General features: G+C 54.2%; 12 protein-coding genes and 1 pseudogene. 7 read left to right on the plus strand and 6 right to left on the minus strand.

Going from position 1 to position 14333, the window contains the following annotated elements; translation table 11 throughout:
* The first annotated feature begins 237 nt into the window (after window positions 1–237).
* Both rssB and rssC read left to right on the plus strand, forming a co-directional pair.
* Window positions 238–1422, plus strand: coding sequence for a two-component system response regulator RssB (gene rssB / locus AC4ANE_RS10595; protein WP_002552897.1), 1185 nt, complete (start codon window positions 238–240; stop codon window positions 1420–1422).
* A complete protein-coding gene (rssC, locus tag AC4ANE_RS10600) occupies window positions 1419–1904 on the plus strand; it encodes an anti-sigma factor antagonist RssC (RefSeq protein WP_002552898.1) in 486 nt (161 codons plus the stop codon). Before rssB ends, rssC begins: the two co-directional genes overlap by 4 nt.
* An 85-nt stretch (window positions 1905–1989) precedes the next feature.
* Here the strand turns inward: rssC and tal are convergent, their stop codons facing one another.
* Together tal and AC4ANE_RS10610 are read right to left on the minus strand one after the other, a co-directional pair.
* A complete protein-coding gene (tal, locus tag AC4ANE_RS10605) occupies window positions 1990–2916 on the minus strand; it encodes a transaldolase (protein ID WP_002552899.1) in 927 nt (308 codons plus the stop codon).
* A gap of 208 nt (window positions 2917–3124) precedes the next feature.
* Entirely contained in the window at window positions 3125–5494 is a 2370-nt protein-coding gene (locus tag AC4ANE_RS10610) for a TonB-dependent siderophore receptor (RefSeq protein WP_002552900.1), read from the minus strand.
* Window positions 5495–5734: 240 nt separating this feature from the next.
* Here AC4ANE_RS10610 and AC4ANE_RS10615 point away from each other — a divergent pair, with 240 nt between their 5' ends.
* The 4 genes from AC4ANE_RS10615 (at window position 5735) to AC4ANE_RS10630 (ending at window position 9137) form a co-directional block, all read left to right on the plus strand.
* Window positions 5735–6979, plus strand: a complete 1245-nt coding sequence (locus tag AC4ANE_RS10615) for a M20/M25/M40 family metallo-hydrolase (protein ID WP_002552901.1) — start codon at window positions 5735–5737, stop codon at window positions 6977–6979.
* 134 nt (window positions 6980–7113) lie between these two features.
* The gene (locus AC4ANE_RS10620; protein ID WP_002552902.1) at window positions 7114–7557 is read left to right on the plus strand and encodes a S24 family peptidase; all 444 of its coding nucleotides are present in this window, start codon (window positions 7114–7116) and stop codon (window positions 7555–7557) included.
* 78 nt (window positions 7558–7635) lie between these two features.
* Window positions 7636–7875 carry a hypothetical protein gene (locus tag AC4ANE_RS10625; RefSeq protein ID WP_002552903.1) on the plus strand — a complete coding sequence of 80 codons (240 nt, stop codon included), beginning with the start codon at window positions 7636–7638 and terminating at the stop codon, window positions 7873–7875.
* Window positions 7876–8009: 134 nt separating this feature from the next.
* Window positions 8010–9137: a sensor histidine kinase gene (locus AC4ANE_RS10630; protein WP_002552904.1), complete on the plus strand. Its 1128-nt coding sequence runs from the start codon at window positions 8010–8012 to the stop codon at window positions 9135–9137.
* Between the two features lie 114 nt (window positions 9138–9251).
* On the opposite strand, the gene AC4ANE_RS10635 is transcribed toward AC4ANE_RS10630, so the two are convergent.
* The 3 genes and pseudogenes from AC4ANE_RS10635 to AC4ANE_RS10645 form a co-directional block, all read right to left on the minus strand.
* Window positions 9252–9776, minus strand: coding sequence for a GNAT family N-acetyltransferase (locus tag AC4ANE_RS10635; protein WP_005734080.1), 525 nt, complete (start codon window positions 9774–9776; stop codon window positions 9252–9254).
* A gap of 750 nt (window positions 9777–10526) precedes the next feature.
* Window positions 10527–11390, minus strand: a complete 864-nt coding sequence (locus tag AC4ANE_RS10640; RefSeq protein WP_371904465.1) for a methyl-accepting chemotaxis protein — start codon at window positions 11388–11390, stop codon at window positions 10527–10529.
* Window positions 11382–12242, minus strand: a pseudogene (locus AC4ANE_RS10645) (MCP four helix bundle domain-containing protein); the annotation flags it as partial. The pseudogene AC4ANE_RS10645 and the gene AC4ANE_RS10640, both read right to left, overlap by 9 nt.
* A 665-nt stretch (window positions 12243–12907) precedes the next feature.
* Here AC4ANE_RS10645 and AC4ANE_RS10650 point away from each other — a divergent pair.
* Window positions 12908–13957 (plus strand): hypothetical protein, encoded by a 1050-nt coding sequence (locus tag AC4ANE_RS10650; protein WP_460408885.1) that lies wholly within the window; start codon window positions 12908–12910, stop codon window positions 13955–13957.
* Between the two features lie 60 nt (window positions 13958–14017).
* On the opposite strand, the gene AC4ANE_RS10655 is transcribed toward AC4ANE_RS10650, so the two are convergent.
* Window positions 14018–14287: a pyocin activator PrtN family protein gene (locus AC4ANE_RS10655; protein ID WP_460408887.1), complete on the minus strand. Its 270-nt coding sequence runs from the start codon at window positions 14285–14287 to the stop codon at window positions 14018–14020.
* Between the last annotated feature and the right edge of the window lie 46 nt (window positions 14288–14333).

Here is a 14333-nt window from a genome sequence, read left to right on the forward strand (position 1 = left end):
TGAGTTCTTATAACTCCGGGTGATTTGCGATGTAAAGAGCGCAAAGTGAGGATAGGAGCATGCTTGAAACACCCGTCGGATGGGAGTACCGTCTGCGCCTTGAAGGGCACCTCTGAGACACGCCACGCACATCCAGTTGTCGCGTGTTATTACGGAGAGGCTAGAAGCGAATCCAGTAAGCTGGCTCCGGAAACACCGGGCCGCCTACGCCAACCTGATCTGGCGCCGTTTGCCCCCATGCCAAAAACCAGTGCCAAGCTGCTGATTATCGATGACGACGACGTAGTGCGCGCGAGCCTTGCCGCCTACCTTGAAGACAGTGGCTTCAGCGTTCTGCAAGCGAGTAATGGCTTGCAGGGAATTCAGATGTTCGAGCAAGAGAACCCCGATCTGGTGGTCTGCGATCTACGCATGCCTCAGATGGGCGGGCTTGAGCTGATCCGTCAGGTCACCGCCATCGCTCCGCAGACGCCTGTCATCGTTGTATCCGGTGCGGGCGTGATGAGCGATGCGGTAGAGGCCTTGCGCCTCGGCGCTGCCGATTATCTGATCAAGCCCCTTGAAGATCTTGCCGTGCTGGAGCATTCAGTGCGTCGGGCGCTGGATCGGGCTCGTCTGCTTACTGAAAACCAGGTCTACCGCGAAAAGCTGGAAAAGGCCAATCGCGAACTTGAAGCCAGTCTTCACCTGTTGCAGGAAGACCAGGACGCGGGTCGGCAAGTGCAGATGAACATGCTGCCAATCACTCCGTGGTCGATTGACGAATTCAAGTTTGCCCATCAGATCATTCCGTCGTTGTATCTGTCCGGCGATTTTGTCGATTACTTCAGGGTCGACGAACGGCGTGTTGCCTTCTACCTGGCAGATGTTTCAGGTCACGGTGCTTCATCGGCGTTCATCACGGTGCTGCTGAAGTTCATGACGACTCGGCTGCTGTTTGAATCCAGGCGTGGCGGAACACTGCCGGAATTCAAACCGTCGGATGTACTGGGGCATATCAACCGCGGGCTTATCAGTTGCAAGCTGGGCAAGCACGTTACGATGGTCGGCGGTGTTATTGATGAAGAGTCAGGTAAACTGACTTATGCCGTGGGTGGTCATCTGCCACTGCCGGTGTTGTATTCCGAAGGGCAGGCGCGTTATCTGGAAGGTCGCGGCCTACCGGTCGGTTTGTTCAACGAAGCGACCTATCAGGATCACGAAATCGACCTGCCAGCATCCTTCAGTCTGACCATGTTGTCTGATGGCATACTGGATCTGTTGCCCGGTGATACACTCAAAGAGAAAGAAGCCGTCCTTCCCGAGTTGGTCAAGACGGCTGGCGGCAGCCTGGATGGCTTGCAGCGGGTTTTTGAATTGGCAACGCTAGGGGAGATGCCGGATGATATCGCCTTGTTAGTGTTAAGCAGGAATCTTGAATGAGTACCGGTAGAATCCAGTTCGCCGAGCAGGAAGGCACCTTCGTTCTCAAGTTCGTGGGTGAAGTGCGGTTGACGCTGTGTTCGGCTCTGGATGCGACTATCGAGCGTATCTTCACTGCGTTGAATTTCTCGGCGGTGGTCATCGATCTTACCGAGACGCGCAGCATTGACAGCACCACGCTTGGCTTGCTGGCCAAACTTTCGATCCTGTCGCGCCAGAAGGTTGGACTGTTGCCGACTCTCGTGACCACTCACGAGGACATCACGCGCCTGTTGCAGTCGATGGGCTTTGATCAGGTGTTCAACATCGTTGACCGGCCCCTGCCGCGGCCTGAGAGCCTGACTGACCTGCCCTCGCAGGATCAGTGCGAGGAAGTGGTAAAGGCCAAGGTACTTGAGGCGCACAAGATTCTCATGGGCCTTAACGACTCGAATCGTGAAGCGTTCCATGATCTGGTCAATGCACTGGAAGGTCAGCGCTAGGCGCCATTGGCGTCTGTCCTTCTGATCACTGAACGACAGGCAGCAAAAAGGGCGACACCCGTTAAGGTGTCGCCCTTTTTCGTTATCAGGCTTTTGCGGAGAGCAGCGCTTCCAGCTTTTCCTGATCGCGAGCGAACTGACGAATGCCTTCAGCCAGTTTTTCAGTGGCCATGGCATCTTCATTGGAGGCCCAGCGGAACTGGCTCTCGGTCAGGCTCTGACGAGCCTCACCGGCATTGCCCGGTGCAAGCTTGCGTTCCAGCGTACCGGTATCTTCAGCCAGTTTCTTGAGCAGGTCGGTGCTGATGGTCAGGCGATCACAGCCCGCCAGCTGTTCGATCTGGTTCAGATTGCGGAAGCTTGCCCCCATGACCACGGTTTTGAAGTCGTTGGCCTTGTAGTAGTTATAGATGCGCGTCACAGACTGCACACCCGGATCCTCTGCGCCAACGTAGTCGATGCCTGAAGATTTCTTGTACCAGTCGTAGATACGGCCCACGAACGGAGAAATCAGGAACACGCCAGCCTCGGCACAGGCGATTGCCTGGGCGAAGGAGAACAACAACGTCAGGTTGGTCTGAATACCGTCCTTCTCCAGCTTCTCAGCGGCACGGATACCTTCCCACGTGGCTGCCAGCTTGATCAGCACCCGATCACGTTTGATGCCGGCGGCATCGTAAAGGCCGATCAAGCGCTCGCTGCGCTCGATCAGGGCATTGGTGTCGAACGAGAGGCGTGCGTCCACTTCAGTGGATACGCGGCCCGGAACCACCTTGAGAATTTCCTGACCGATGGCGACTGCAAAGCGGTCGCAGGCCAGGCCGATGTCACCCTTGGCACCGCTGAATGCGTCGGCGAGCATCTGAGCGTTGTTTACGTCGGATGCGGCCTTGAGCAGCAGCGAAGGGTTGGTGGTGGCGTCCTCTGGTTCGAGGCTTTTGATTGCGCCGAAGTCGCCGGTATCAGCAACAACGGTAGTGAATTTCTTGAGTTGATCCAGCTTGGAAGTCATGAGCGTGCTCTGTCCTGTGCGGTTGGATGACATTACCCGAGCGCTGCCGACCACTCAAGGCCGCAGCGTTTCCTGCTGCCGATGATAGGCCCTGAGGGACGGCATTGTCGTGAATACCTTTGTCGAGACTGTTTTTGAGCCTCGCACGCACTGCTTGTTCCCTTGATGTGAATTTAACGGCTATCAGGCAGCTTGCAGCGTGCAAGAGTCAGAGCGACCACTTCAGCGAGACCATCAGGTTGCGCGGGTCACCGTAAACGCCGCTACCGGTCGCCAAGGGAATGCCCTGCCAGTATTTTTCGTCGAATACGTTGTTGAGGTTGACCCGCGCGTCCCAGTGCTCGTCGAAGCGGTAGCCTGCCATCAGTCCCACAACCGCATAGGCGTCCTGCTCGGAGTGACCGGTGCCGACCCGGTTGTACGTCTCGCTTTGCGCCAGAACGTCGACACCCACGCGCCATTTGTTCAGGTTGCCGGGCAGGTGATAGGACGTTGCTGCCTTGAACAGGTGTTTCGGTTGATTGGGCGCAAACAGGTCGCCCTTGTCATTGGTCCGGTCCTTGACGTACTGGCTCAACACCAGTGTGTAGGAGGCGGAAGCCTGCCAGTCAGGTGTCAGCTGGCCGCTGATTTCTGCGTCGATCCCTCGGCTGCGCACTTCACCGGCTGCTTCGTAGCAGACGCGATTCTGCTGCTGGCAAGTGACTGGCGGATTGACGATGGCGTACGCGCGGTTTTCCTGGGTCATGTCGAAGACTGCAAGCGATGCGTTCAGACCACCGTCGAAGTATTCGCCTTTCAGGCCGATTTCGTAACTTTCGCCCGTCATCGGGTCCAATACGCCGCCTCCCACGTCCAGTTGGTTCTGCGGCTTGAAGATCTCGGTATAGCTTGCGTAGGCCGAGTAGGTATCGTTCAGGTCATAGACGATGCCGGCATAAGGCGTGACCTCACGAATGACTTTGTAGTCACCATTGCTGGCCGAACGATTCTGATAGTCGTACCAGCTTACCCGGCTGCCGACGATAACGTGCAATGGATCAATCGGATTGAAACGTGCGGCGGCGTAGACGCCTTCCTCGGTGGCGGTGTTCTGATTGACGTAGGCGGTACGCGTGGCAGGGTCCGGTTTTGCAATGAGATTGGGGTTGAAGGTGTAGATATCGACCGGTGTAGAGCCGTAAAAGCCGCCTTTCTGATCAAACTTTTCTTCGCGCCGACTGACGCCGAGCATCAGCTCGTGCTGCCGGCCAAACAGCTGGAATGGACCGGACAGCGAACCATCCAGACTGGTCTGCACGTCTGTGGTGTCGTACTCGCCAGCCGCCTGGCCGTAACCGGTGCCACTGGCGGTCAGGTAGTTGGAGTACATGTCGGATTCAGCCCAGATTCTGGTCGCCGCCAGTTTGCTGCTCCAGCCGTTGTCGAAGCGATGAGTCAGGTCCGTGAAAACACTGACGTTTTCCCTGTCCCAATACGCCCAGTCGTTACTGAGGAAGGTGGAACGTGGCAGGTGAAGGTTTTCACCGTTAGGGCCGGATGGCAGGCTGCCCCAGTCCGACGTTGCATCATCGCGCTGCTTCGAGGCTCCTATGGTCCAGGTGGTCGACTCGTTAAGGTCGGCTTCCAGAACGCCATAGAACGTCTGACGCTCTTTATCGCGCTCATCGACAAAACTGTTGCCCGTTTCATAGGCTGCCACCACCCGGCCACGTAACGTACCGGAATCGTTGAGCCTGTTCGACGCGTCCACCTCGGTACGGTAGCGGTCCCAGCTCCCGGCGCTGGTGGTCACGCTGACTTGCGGGGTAGCAGTAGGGCGCTTGCGAATCAGATTGAGTGTCGCCGAGGGGCTGCCTGCACCGGTCATCAGCCCCGTAGCGCCGCGTACCACTTCAACGCGGTCGTACAAGGCCAGGTCAGCACCGGAGATGGTATCCAGTGTAAAGGTGCTGACGATGGTCGGCAGACCGTCATACATCAGGTTATCGATGGTAAAGCCGCGCGCCAGAAACTGCTGACGGTCCGAGCCGAATTTGCGCAGTGTCACGCCGGGTGCATATTTGACGACATCATTGAGGTCGTTCATGCCCTGATCTTCAATTCGCTGGCGAGTGATCACGCTTACCGACTGCGGCGTCTCGCGAATCGAAAGGGGCAACCCGGTCGCGCTGCTCATCGAGCCCGTGGTGTACGAACCGCTGCCTTCTGTGGTGGCCATTCCTGCAATGCCCGCCTGAGCGCTGATGTCCACGTTGCCCAGCGTCATCGAGCCACCGCTCGATGGCTGGAACACCCTCACAGCATTGCCCTGTACCTGCGTATCTAGGCCGCTGCCCAACAATAGCTGATTCAATGCCTGAGCCGGTTCCAGGCTGCCGCTAATGGCTGGAGCCTGCTTGCTTGCAATCAATTTGTCATCCACTGATATCTGCATACCGCTCGCTTGGCTCAGCTGTGCGAGCGATCTGGAAAGCGCCTGTGCAGGCAGATCGAGTTGAACGGGACTGGCCAGAGCGGCGGCCGACAGACCGAGAGTCACAAGGCTGGCCAACGAAGGTAGAAGCGGACGAAGCATTGGGGTAATTCCTGCAGGAACTGGGACGTGGCGGGACACCTGGATGATGGTGTGCTGGCTGGCAGGTCGTGACAGACGGCAGCGGAGGGCGAGACTAACAAATTTTTCACATTTTATTAAATGCTAATCACTATCAGTTAAACTCTCATACATATTTGTCTGATGAGACTCGCTTGTGGCGTCGAGCAGTGCATTGGGGTAAAGATGCTGTTCAACTCGCGATGATCTGAAGGAGCCAGCATGCATTCACGACGTTTCCCCATAACCGCCGCAATCGGCTTTTCATTGTTTTCCATGGGCGTCATCGCCGCCGAGCTGCCATCTGATCTGTTACTGAAAAAAGCCCAGGCCGAACAACAGTCCTACCTCAAAACCGTCCGGCAACTCGTGGATATTGATACGGGCACTGGTCAGGCACCCGGACTGAAAACAGTCAGCGCGATGCTGGTGGAGCGTCTCAAGGCATTGGGTGCCGAAGTTTCCACCACGCCGGCAGACCCTTCTGCGGGTGACAACATCGTTGGCAGGTTCAAAGGCAATGGCACCCGGTCCTTTCTGCTAATGGTCCATTACGACACGGTCTTCGGGCCGGGCACTGCCGCCAAACGCCCGTTCAGGCTCGACGGCGAACGCGCCTATGGTCCCGGTGTGGCAGATGCGAAGGGCGGCGTGGCGATGATTCTGCATTCGCTGCAACTGCTGCAGGACCAGAATTTCAAGGATTTCGGCACGCTCACCGTGCTCTTCAATCCGGACGAGGAAACCGGCTCCAGCGGGTCGAAGAAAGTCATAGCCGAACTCGCTAGCCAGCATGACTACGTGTTTTCCTATGAGCCGCCTGACAAAGACGCCGTGACTGTCGCTACCAATGGCATCAATGGCTTGCTCCTCGACGTCAAAGGCAAGTCGTCACACGCAGGTTCGGCCCCTGAAGCCGGGCGCAATGCGGCGATCGAGTTGGCGCACCAACTGCTGCAACTCAAGGACCTTGGCGATCCTGGGAAGGGTACGACCGTCAACTGGACGCTTGTCAAAGGCGGTGAGAAGCGCAACATCATCCCGTCCAGCGCTTCGGCCGAGGCGGACATGCGCTATTCCGATCCGAGCGAGAGCGACAGGGTGCTCGCCGACGGTCAGCGGATTATGAAGAAAACCCTCGTTGAAGGCACCGAAGTGACCTTGCGCATGGAAAAAGGCCGTCCGCCACTGGCCAGGAATCCGGGTTCCGAGCAACTGGCGAAAACCGCGCAGACGCTCTATGAAAAAATCGGTCGCAGTGTCGAGCCGATCGCCATGCGCTTCGGCACCGATGCGGGCTACGCCTACGTACCGGGTAGCGCAAAGCCTGCCGTGCTGGAAACCATGGGTGTTGTCGGGGCCGGCTTGCATGCGGACAATGAGTACATCGAACTGTCGAGTATCGCTCCCAGGCTTTACCTGACGGTGGCGCTGATTACCCCCTTGTCGCAAGGTGAGGCGCCCTGACAGTCAGCGGATGTTGACCGTGCATCGGGTTGAGTCCACGCCATTTGTCGATGGGTCGGGTAGTGGAGATTGACCTGGCGCCTGATAAACGATTAACTGTATATGTATACAGTTAATCATAAAAGGCTCGCCCCATGAGTGTCACATTCCTTGGCCCCTTGTCGGCAGAGGGCATCAAGCTCCCTTTGCTATCCTTGTCATCCGTCGGCTCCAGGTCGTCAGTGGTCGAGAAGCATGTCTCTATCGCAGAGCTTTGTGAGGTCCGTGAGCCGCACGTTTATCTGGCCAGGGTCGAGGATGAAGGGATGCAGGGAGGCGGCATGCGCACCGGTGACATGCTGGTTGTCGACCGTAGTCAGTACGCCGAGCACGGTGACATCGTCGTCGCCTCACTCAACGCAAGGCAGATGTGTCGGCGTTTGCACATGCGTGGCGACGTCGTGATCCTCAAGTCCGAACACCCGGATTATCCACCACTGCATGTCACTGACCACGACGACCTGATCATTCTGGGTGTGGTGACCTACAGCCTGAAAAACCTTCTTGAAGGGCGCACCGCCTCTTCAGCTCATCGATGATCGGGCTCATGGCCTTGCATTGCACGCTTCACCGTGATCTGCTGCCGACCCTATGGTTTTAACCCGGAAATTGAGCGAATGCAGGAACAACTTGACCAGTTACGGCTCCCCAAGGCTGTCCAGGGGGCTATCAGTGATCTGGTAAGAGCGCTCGAGGCAACCAGCACCCGCGCTGACGTGGAGGCCGAAGGGGCGTTGCAGATCGAATACATTCACGGTCTTGAGACAAGCAGAAAGCTGCGTCCCGCCGATGCCGAGGCGCTCTACATCATTTTTGACGACGCAGTTCAGGCTCGTTTACAAGCGCTTTCCGATTAGCTCCGGGCCTCGATATTTTTCTGGTCTGCGTGAAATTCATTTAACAAATGTATCCGTCTTTTTGATCGGAGTTGGTGTTTAACTCGCCCCACGAATCTGCAATTCGCGGGGTTCATTTTCGGGTTTTAATTGCTATGCGGTTATCGGGCTTCATCCTTGAGAACATCGAGCCTATTGTACTGGAGTGGACCGACTTCGCGCGCACCATGTCCACGCTCGGCGAGCCTCTGGATACCAAGGAGCTCAGAGATCACGCCGAGCAGATGCTTCGAGCCATTGCCACCGATTTGAGGACTGATCAGTCGTCGCAGCAACAGGTCGAAAAATCTCAGGGCCAGGTCGTATCGCAAGAAGACACCGCGGCGAAAAGCCATGCGATCACTCGATTGATGTCAGGTTTCACCATCGATCAGGTGGTCTCGGAGTTTCGAGCGTTACGCGCGAGCGTGATAAAACAATGGATGATGCGCGCGACCTCGGACACCCAGCAGCAGATGGAGGACATGATCCGCTTCAACGAAGCAATAGATCAGGCTCTCGCGGAATCCATCTCCAGCTATACCGGTGCGGTTCAGGCCTCGCGCAATATCTTTCTGGGCATCCTCGGGCACGACTTGCGTACACCGTTAAGTGCCATATTGCTGGGTGCAGACGTGCTGTTGCGTACCAATGACCTGGGCGCGCGGCCGACCAAGGTGGCATCAAGGATCTACTCAAGCGTGAAACGAGCCAATCAGATCGTTGGCGATCTGCTCGACTTCACACGGTCACAGATCGGTCCCGGCATTCCGTTGAAAAAGACTCAGACAGACATCCAGCCCGTCTGTGCTCGCATCGTTGACGAATCGCGTACGGTCAATCCAGAGGCGGATATTCACCTCACTTCCAACGATCCGGTCATTGGCAATTTTGATGGTGATCGCCTGGAGCAGGTCTTCTCGAACCTCATTGGCAATGCCATACAACACGGCAACAGCCGCGACCCTGTCGAGGTAACGCTGGCAGCTTCTGACGGCACACTTCAGTTCACCGTGCACAACACAGGCAGTCCAATTCCCGAAGACGTGCTTCCTTTTATCTTCAACCCGATGGATCGCTACTCGCCCGAGAAAATGACTGACAACGGTCCCTACTCAAGCCTTGGGCTTGGCTTGTTCATCGTCGCCAAGATCGTCGATGCCCATGGCGGGCGTATTGAAGTGACATCAAAAGCGGATCTGGGAACTACGTTTGCGGTGTTTATTCCGCTGAATGCGGAGTGAGCCCCCGACAGATGGCGCTTGTGTCATCTGTCTTTCTCGATCGACTGCGTCTTCGCGTAAAAGCCTTTGTACGGTGCCGCCGTGTAGTAGTTGTCCGGGTAGCTTCCGTCTCGTCTAACGTGACCGACTAAAGGGCAACTCATACCTCACCTCTACCAGCGCCACACCCCCACGCTCGAGGTTGCGCTCACTCCCTGCCTGCTCAACGCATCCTGCCTTGCGATAAAACCGGATAGCTCTTTCATTGCGGGTCAACACCCAAAGCGTTAAGCGCTGATACCCTTGCTTCACCAAGTACTGCAGGCCAGCTTCCCACAAGGCTGACCCGACGCCAGTTTGCCAATACCTGGCCAGGACGTAGATGGACATGACCTCGCCTGCGTTTCCCCCGGTGATATCTTCGTCACGGCTGGCACCGACTGATATCCAGCCGACCACCTGCTCGTTCAACTCCGCGACCAATACGCAAGGCTCGCCCGATTCAATCGAGCGAACCCAAAATGATTCACGCTGAGCCAGATTCGCTTCCAGCGAATTCAAGTATTCGGCCGGCATCAGGTCACGGTATGCGTCTTGCCAACTGCTGACATGCACCTGGGCAATGGCCTTTGCGTCAGAGGGGCGCGCCATGCGAATCATTGATCTACTCCTTCTTTGCACGCTGAATACCTGGTTAGACCGTTTTGGTACGCATGCCGATGAGGGCGCAGATTGCTATGAACTTCTGACGTGATGCTCATATCACCTCGACGTCAGACTTCTTCATAACGAACTTCCGGTTTCGTACATACCTCCTCGCCAGTAACCGGCTGCGCCCACCAAGCTGCGCAAGGATAAACGCCAGCAGTTACCATTTGAGATATCGAGCAGAATTTGACTTCTATCCCCACTGGCCCTTGACCTAAGCCACCTACTGCACTCCACAGCCTGCCTTCCTGTTAAACTGCCGCGCATTCCTGACAATCCGTATCTGCGCCGTGAGACCAGTGGTTTTACCTTCGCGTTTACGTGCTGTGATCGTACCCATCTCAAATTGCAACATTTCCAGCGTCGATTGCTACATTGTGACGACCGCTTGCTGAAAATGAATCAACCCGGGTAGGAGCGGCTGCATAAAAGATCAATTCACATGACAACTGAAAACCACGAAACCCCTACAACCATTAGCCAATCAGCCACCACACTGTCCCGCCGCTTCTCCGTCGCCCCGATGATGGATTGGACCTACCCTGCACGTAGGCCCAGATTTTAAAGGGGTTGGAATGGGCTATGGTTCAGAATGTAGCAAATTTGCCACGATCATGAGCCCCGAAATCCTTAGAAGAAATCATGATTCTTAGGTCGCCGCTGCCACACCACATGCGTATTCGGCAAAAGAGTAAACCCGGATCAAGTTTTGAATTTTCCAACTAGTACTCCAAAGGATGAAGCAAGTCGTGAAAGCTCAGAGCTTGAGGCATTTGTCTGATTCGCTCCTGTAGCTGTCTGAGTGGAAAGATCTTGAATATTGACTAGGTTGCGATCTACTTCACGCGCAACGTGGGCCTGTTCCTCAGCCGCGCTCGCGATTACAAGGTTTTTTTCGTTTATCGTTGAAACGCCCTCGGTGATTCGATCCAGCGCCTCGCCTGCTTCGGCAGCCTGTTTGCGCGTCTCATCAGCGAGAGTTTTACTGTTGTTCATCGCGGAAACAGCCTCCTCAGCGCCTGTACGGACCTGGTCCATCATTGCCTCGATATCTGCAGTTGACGCTTGAGTCCGGTGCGCAAGCGCACGGACCTCATCTGCAACGACAGCAAACCCTCGCCCTTGTTCGCCAGCTCGGGCTGCCTCAATCGCTGCGTTAAGGGCGAGGAGGTTGGTCTGTTGCGCGATCGACTGTATGACTGCGAGTATCTTCGTGATTTCGTTGACACGCTGTGCGAGCACTTCAACCTTGCCAGTTGAATCAGAGATCTTGTCTGCCATTGCACCGACCGATTCGACGGCGTTTTTCACTTTATCGCGCCCCTCTGTGGCGCTGCGGCTCGTCTGCTCAGAGGCTACGGAAGCGTCAGTAGCGTTGCGAGCAACTTCTTCTACCGCTGCTGTCATTTCGTTAACCGCGGTGGCCGCCTGCTGAATTTCGTCATTTTGGCGGACAAGACCCCGAGAGCTTTCCTCGGTGACAGCATTCAACTCTTCAGATGCGGATGCGAGCTGATCGGCCGCACTGCCAATTTCCTTGATCGTGGCCCTAAGGTTAAGCTGCATTGTGCTAAGCGCGTTCAGTAAGATGCCTATCTCATCTTTCCCGCGCGCATCAATTGAGTGTGAAAGATCTCCACTTGCAACCTGCTTCGCAGCACGCAGCGCTGCTGATAGCGGTCGGGTAATAGAGCGTGTAACGATTAGGCCCAAGGCGATTGCAGCTATAAATGCGATGATTACACCGGTGCCTAGCGACCAGTAGGCCCGGCTGGCAGTGGTATCCGCATCGGGTCCTGCTTCGTTACTTTGACGAAGGTTTGAAGCGACTATAAGTTTCAGTTCATCATTAACAGCTTTGTAAGCTGGATCAACTCGCTGCTCAAAAATTCGAGCTGCCCCCTCCAGGTCACCTTTTGTCGTCAACCCCACCATGCTGTTGCCAGCTTCAATATAGGCTGGCCAATCTTTTTCAAACTGGTCTCCCGCAGCGCGCTCGTCTTCAGCTAATGGTGTTTGACGATACTCCCTGAAAAGCTGCTCTACTTCTTTTTGGTTGTCGGCAACAGATTGGACAACTGAATCGTATTTTTCCTGATCTACTTTTTCATACTTGAATAATAAGGCACGATGCAAGTCGCGGTAGTGAGCGACCGCGTTCGCGCGTGCGTTGCTCGTTTTATATACGGAGACCAGGTTGTTGCTTATGACACCGTCAACGCTTTCCCCCAGGTTGCTTATGCCCGTATAGCCTACGAGCCCAACCCCCAATGTAATTATTGCGCAGGCTGAAAATGCAGAAATTAGCCTTGTTGATAGCATAGTGCCACTCAGTAAATTCATCTTAGACTCGCTGTCAGGGTACCTTTCCGTCTCAGAATGAGCAGGGCGTCTCCCTGTATCTGCCAGATAGGTCATTTACTGAGCGACTATTGATATGGAAGCGATGGGCGGCTAGATCGATCGGCGCTGATGGAGCCTGTTGGCCTAGGCTGGCTTCGAGGCATCCCGGTGCCTGGTTCTTCCGTTCTGTTCCCGGCTGCTGGGAGGCAATCTTGCTGTGACAGCGTGAGAGCTGCGCGGCGAGTCTCCCAACGTCCAACGTCCAACGTCTGTGGCTTCGCGGTGATGGATTGGACATATATACCTGCAAAGCCCAGAAAATACTGCAATTTCTATCGATTTTTGAGCTTGTGTAGCAAATTTGTAGTGATGAGCTAACGGCTGCTCGCTTGTAGCTGGCCAATGCGCCACTGAGCGCTTCAGTGGAACACTTCCGCTTGCGTATCTTCGAAGCATGGTGTTCGATACGTTTTTTAATCATAGTGGCAATCACCGTATTACTGGGCTGGGTAGGCATAGGCCTGCACATGTGAGGCAGAGGTGACAAATGTGAAAGGCGAGGCTGGTGTAGGAGGTTTAACCAGCATAACTCTTATGGTAGAGCTTGCGGTTATCAGGTAGGTAAGAGAACCTAGGGTATAACTGATTTGCTAAAAAATGTGGAGCAGAGTTGTATTGCTTCTCTGCTCAAAGTAAGAAGCTGATATTAGAGTAGTCAAGCGAAGCGTCGGGGTTTAATAATGAAAAGGCTCTTAGAACATAATACTGTGCTGCCCGAAATCTTTCATTCTGCGTACAAGCTTTGTTTTGATATTCATGATGTTCTGGCGCAGCTTCTGGTTTCAGGTATGAAGCAGGGGGTATTCGTCACTGATATAATATTGGAAAGCGATCGTGATAAAAAAGCGATTGATGAGGCTGATGATTTAATTGACTGGCTCAGACTGAGCGGTCGTATCGAGGAGGAAGCAGATGTTCTTGTGACATTTGCTTTTCCGGCTGTGCTTTCAGATATGTTGCATTGTATTTTCGAAGCAATCGAGGCCTCTAGGAAAGGAAAGTTGGCTGTATCATTTATGCTGTTAAGGAAGCCGATCCAAGAAAGTCTTTATTTATTGGAGTCTATAGTATTAGATAAAAATTCCTTTTCAGCCTTGATCGCTGATGATCCGTCTAAATTGCGTCCTCAGAACGCGGGTGGGGTGGAGGGACATTCTCGGCGTATTAGTAATGTTCTAAATCTCATTGGTGCGTCAGGACGTTTTGATGCAGAATATTTGGCTAAGTTGAGGTATGACAAAACTGAGCAAGACAGCTTTGATGGAGTATGTAATAAGGCAATGCATTTGTTTACCGATCACAAAGCTATAAAAACAGAGCAGTACAACATAAACTTTATTTTTTCTTCGGGTTTGCAGTCTCATACTCAATGGTCTTTTTTGTATTCAAGATTGCCGTACATGTTGATGTACATTCTCGCCTTGGTGGAGTATATAACCGAGAGGTTTGCGCAGACCTTCCCTGTTTACTCACAAGACATGGCTCGACGCTTGGGCGCGTCTTTAATTTTAAGTAACGCTTGCATAGGTCGCGAATACTTTAGGGATCACATAGATCACCTGGCATGTGAGACGTACCGTTGGCTGTCAGATCATTGTTTGAGTAATGGTTTTGTCAAGCCTGAAACTGAGCATTTTGAAAGAATGGCATCGTCTGGAGCGTTTCCGGGTGAGCCTCAATCTGATGTGGACGCCCGCAATCGATTGTATGAACAACTTGCAGGCCTTTAGGCTGCAACAGCCGCATCATTGCGGCTGTATAAGAAGTCCCAGATGTCCGTCTCGTGAATGTTATGCCACTCTGCCCATTAGCTGATTTTGCTCCTTTGCTGCCTTTTCTCTTTGTCGATCAATGTAATCAGCCAGGTCTGTTAGATGAACACCTAAGGCCGCTTTTTGACTGTCGGCTCCCAGGCGCACCACAGGGATATCGATCTCGCCATCAAGTCTTTTTCGTTTGAATTTTTCAACCGTCAAATGCATATAGTCTTTACAAACGCGATCTAACGGAATGACTGCTTGGCCTTCGTACTGAGCCATGAGTAGGAAAAATGTATTCATGGCTTCACCTGTGAACCGCCCCGGGTTTCTCGGAGACTCCAACCTT

The sequence above is a fragment of the Pseudomonas sp. Pme6b genome, from assembly GCF_058129925.1.

Excerpts from the sequence above, each read along its gene's own strand:
- rssB (WP_002552897.1), top strand. The coding sequence starts at position 238 with ATGCCAAAAACCAGTGCCAAGCTGCTGATTATCGATGACGACGACGTA.
- rssC (WP_002552898.1), top strand. The coding sequence starts at position 1,419 with ATGAGTACCGGTAGAATCCAGTTCGCCGAGCAGGAAGGCACCTTCGTT.
- tal (WP_002552899.1), bottom strand. The coding sequence starts at position 2,916 with ATGACTTCCAAGCTGGATCAACTCAAGAAATTCACTACCGTTGTTGCT.
- AC4ANE_RS10610 (WP_002552900.1), bottom strand. The coding sequence starts at position 5,494 with ATGCTTCGTCCGCTTCTACCTTCGTTGGCCAGCCTTGTGACTCTCGGT.
- AC4ANE_RS10615 (WP_002552901.1), top strand. The coding sequence starts at position 5,735 with ATGCATTCACGACGTTTCCCCATAACCGCCGCAATCGGCTTTTCATTG.
- AC4ANE_RS10620 (WP_002552902.1), top strand. The coding sequence starts at position 7,114 with ATGAGTGTCACATTCCTTGGCCCCTTGTCGGCAGAGGGCATCAAGCTC.
- AC4ANE_RS10625 (WP_002552903.1), top strand. The coding sequence starts at position 7,636 with ATGCAGGAACAACTTGACCAGTTACGGCTCCCCAAGGCTGTCCAGGGG.
- AC4ANE_RS10630 (WP_002552904.1), top strand. The coding sequence starts at position 8,010 with ATGCGGTTATCGGGCTTCATCCTTGAGAACATCGAGCCTATTGTACTG.
- AC4ANE_RS10635 (WP_005734080.1), bottom strand. The coding sequence starts at position 9,776 with ATGATTCGCATGGCGCGCCCCTCTGACGCAAAGGCCATTGCCCAGGTG.
- AC4ANE_RS10640 (WP_371904465.1), bottom strand. The coding sequence starts at position 11,390 with ATGCAGCTTAACCTTAGGGCCACGATCAAGGAAATTGGCAGTGCGGCC.
- AC4ANE_RS10650 (WP_460408885.1), top strand. The coding sequence starts at position 12,908 with ATGAAAAGGCTCTTAGAACATAATACTGTGCTGCCCGAAATCTTTCAT.
- AC4ANE_RS10655 (WP_460408887.1), bottom strand. The coding sequence starts at position 14,287 with ATGAATACATTTTTCCTACTCATGGCTCAGTACGAAGGCCAAGCAGTC.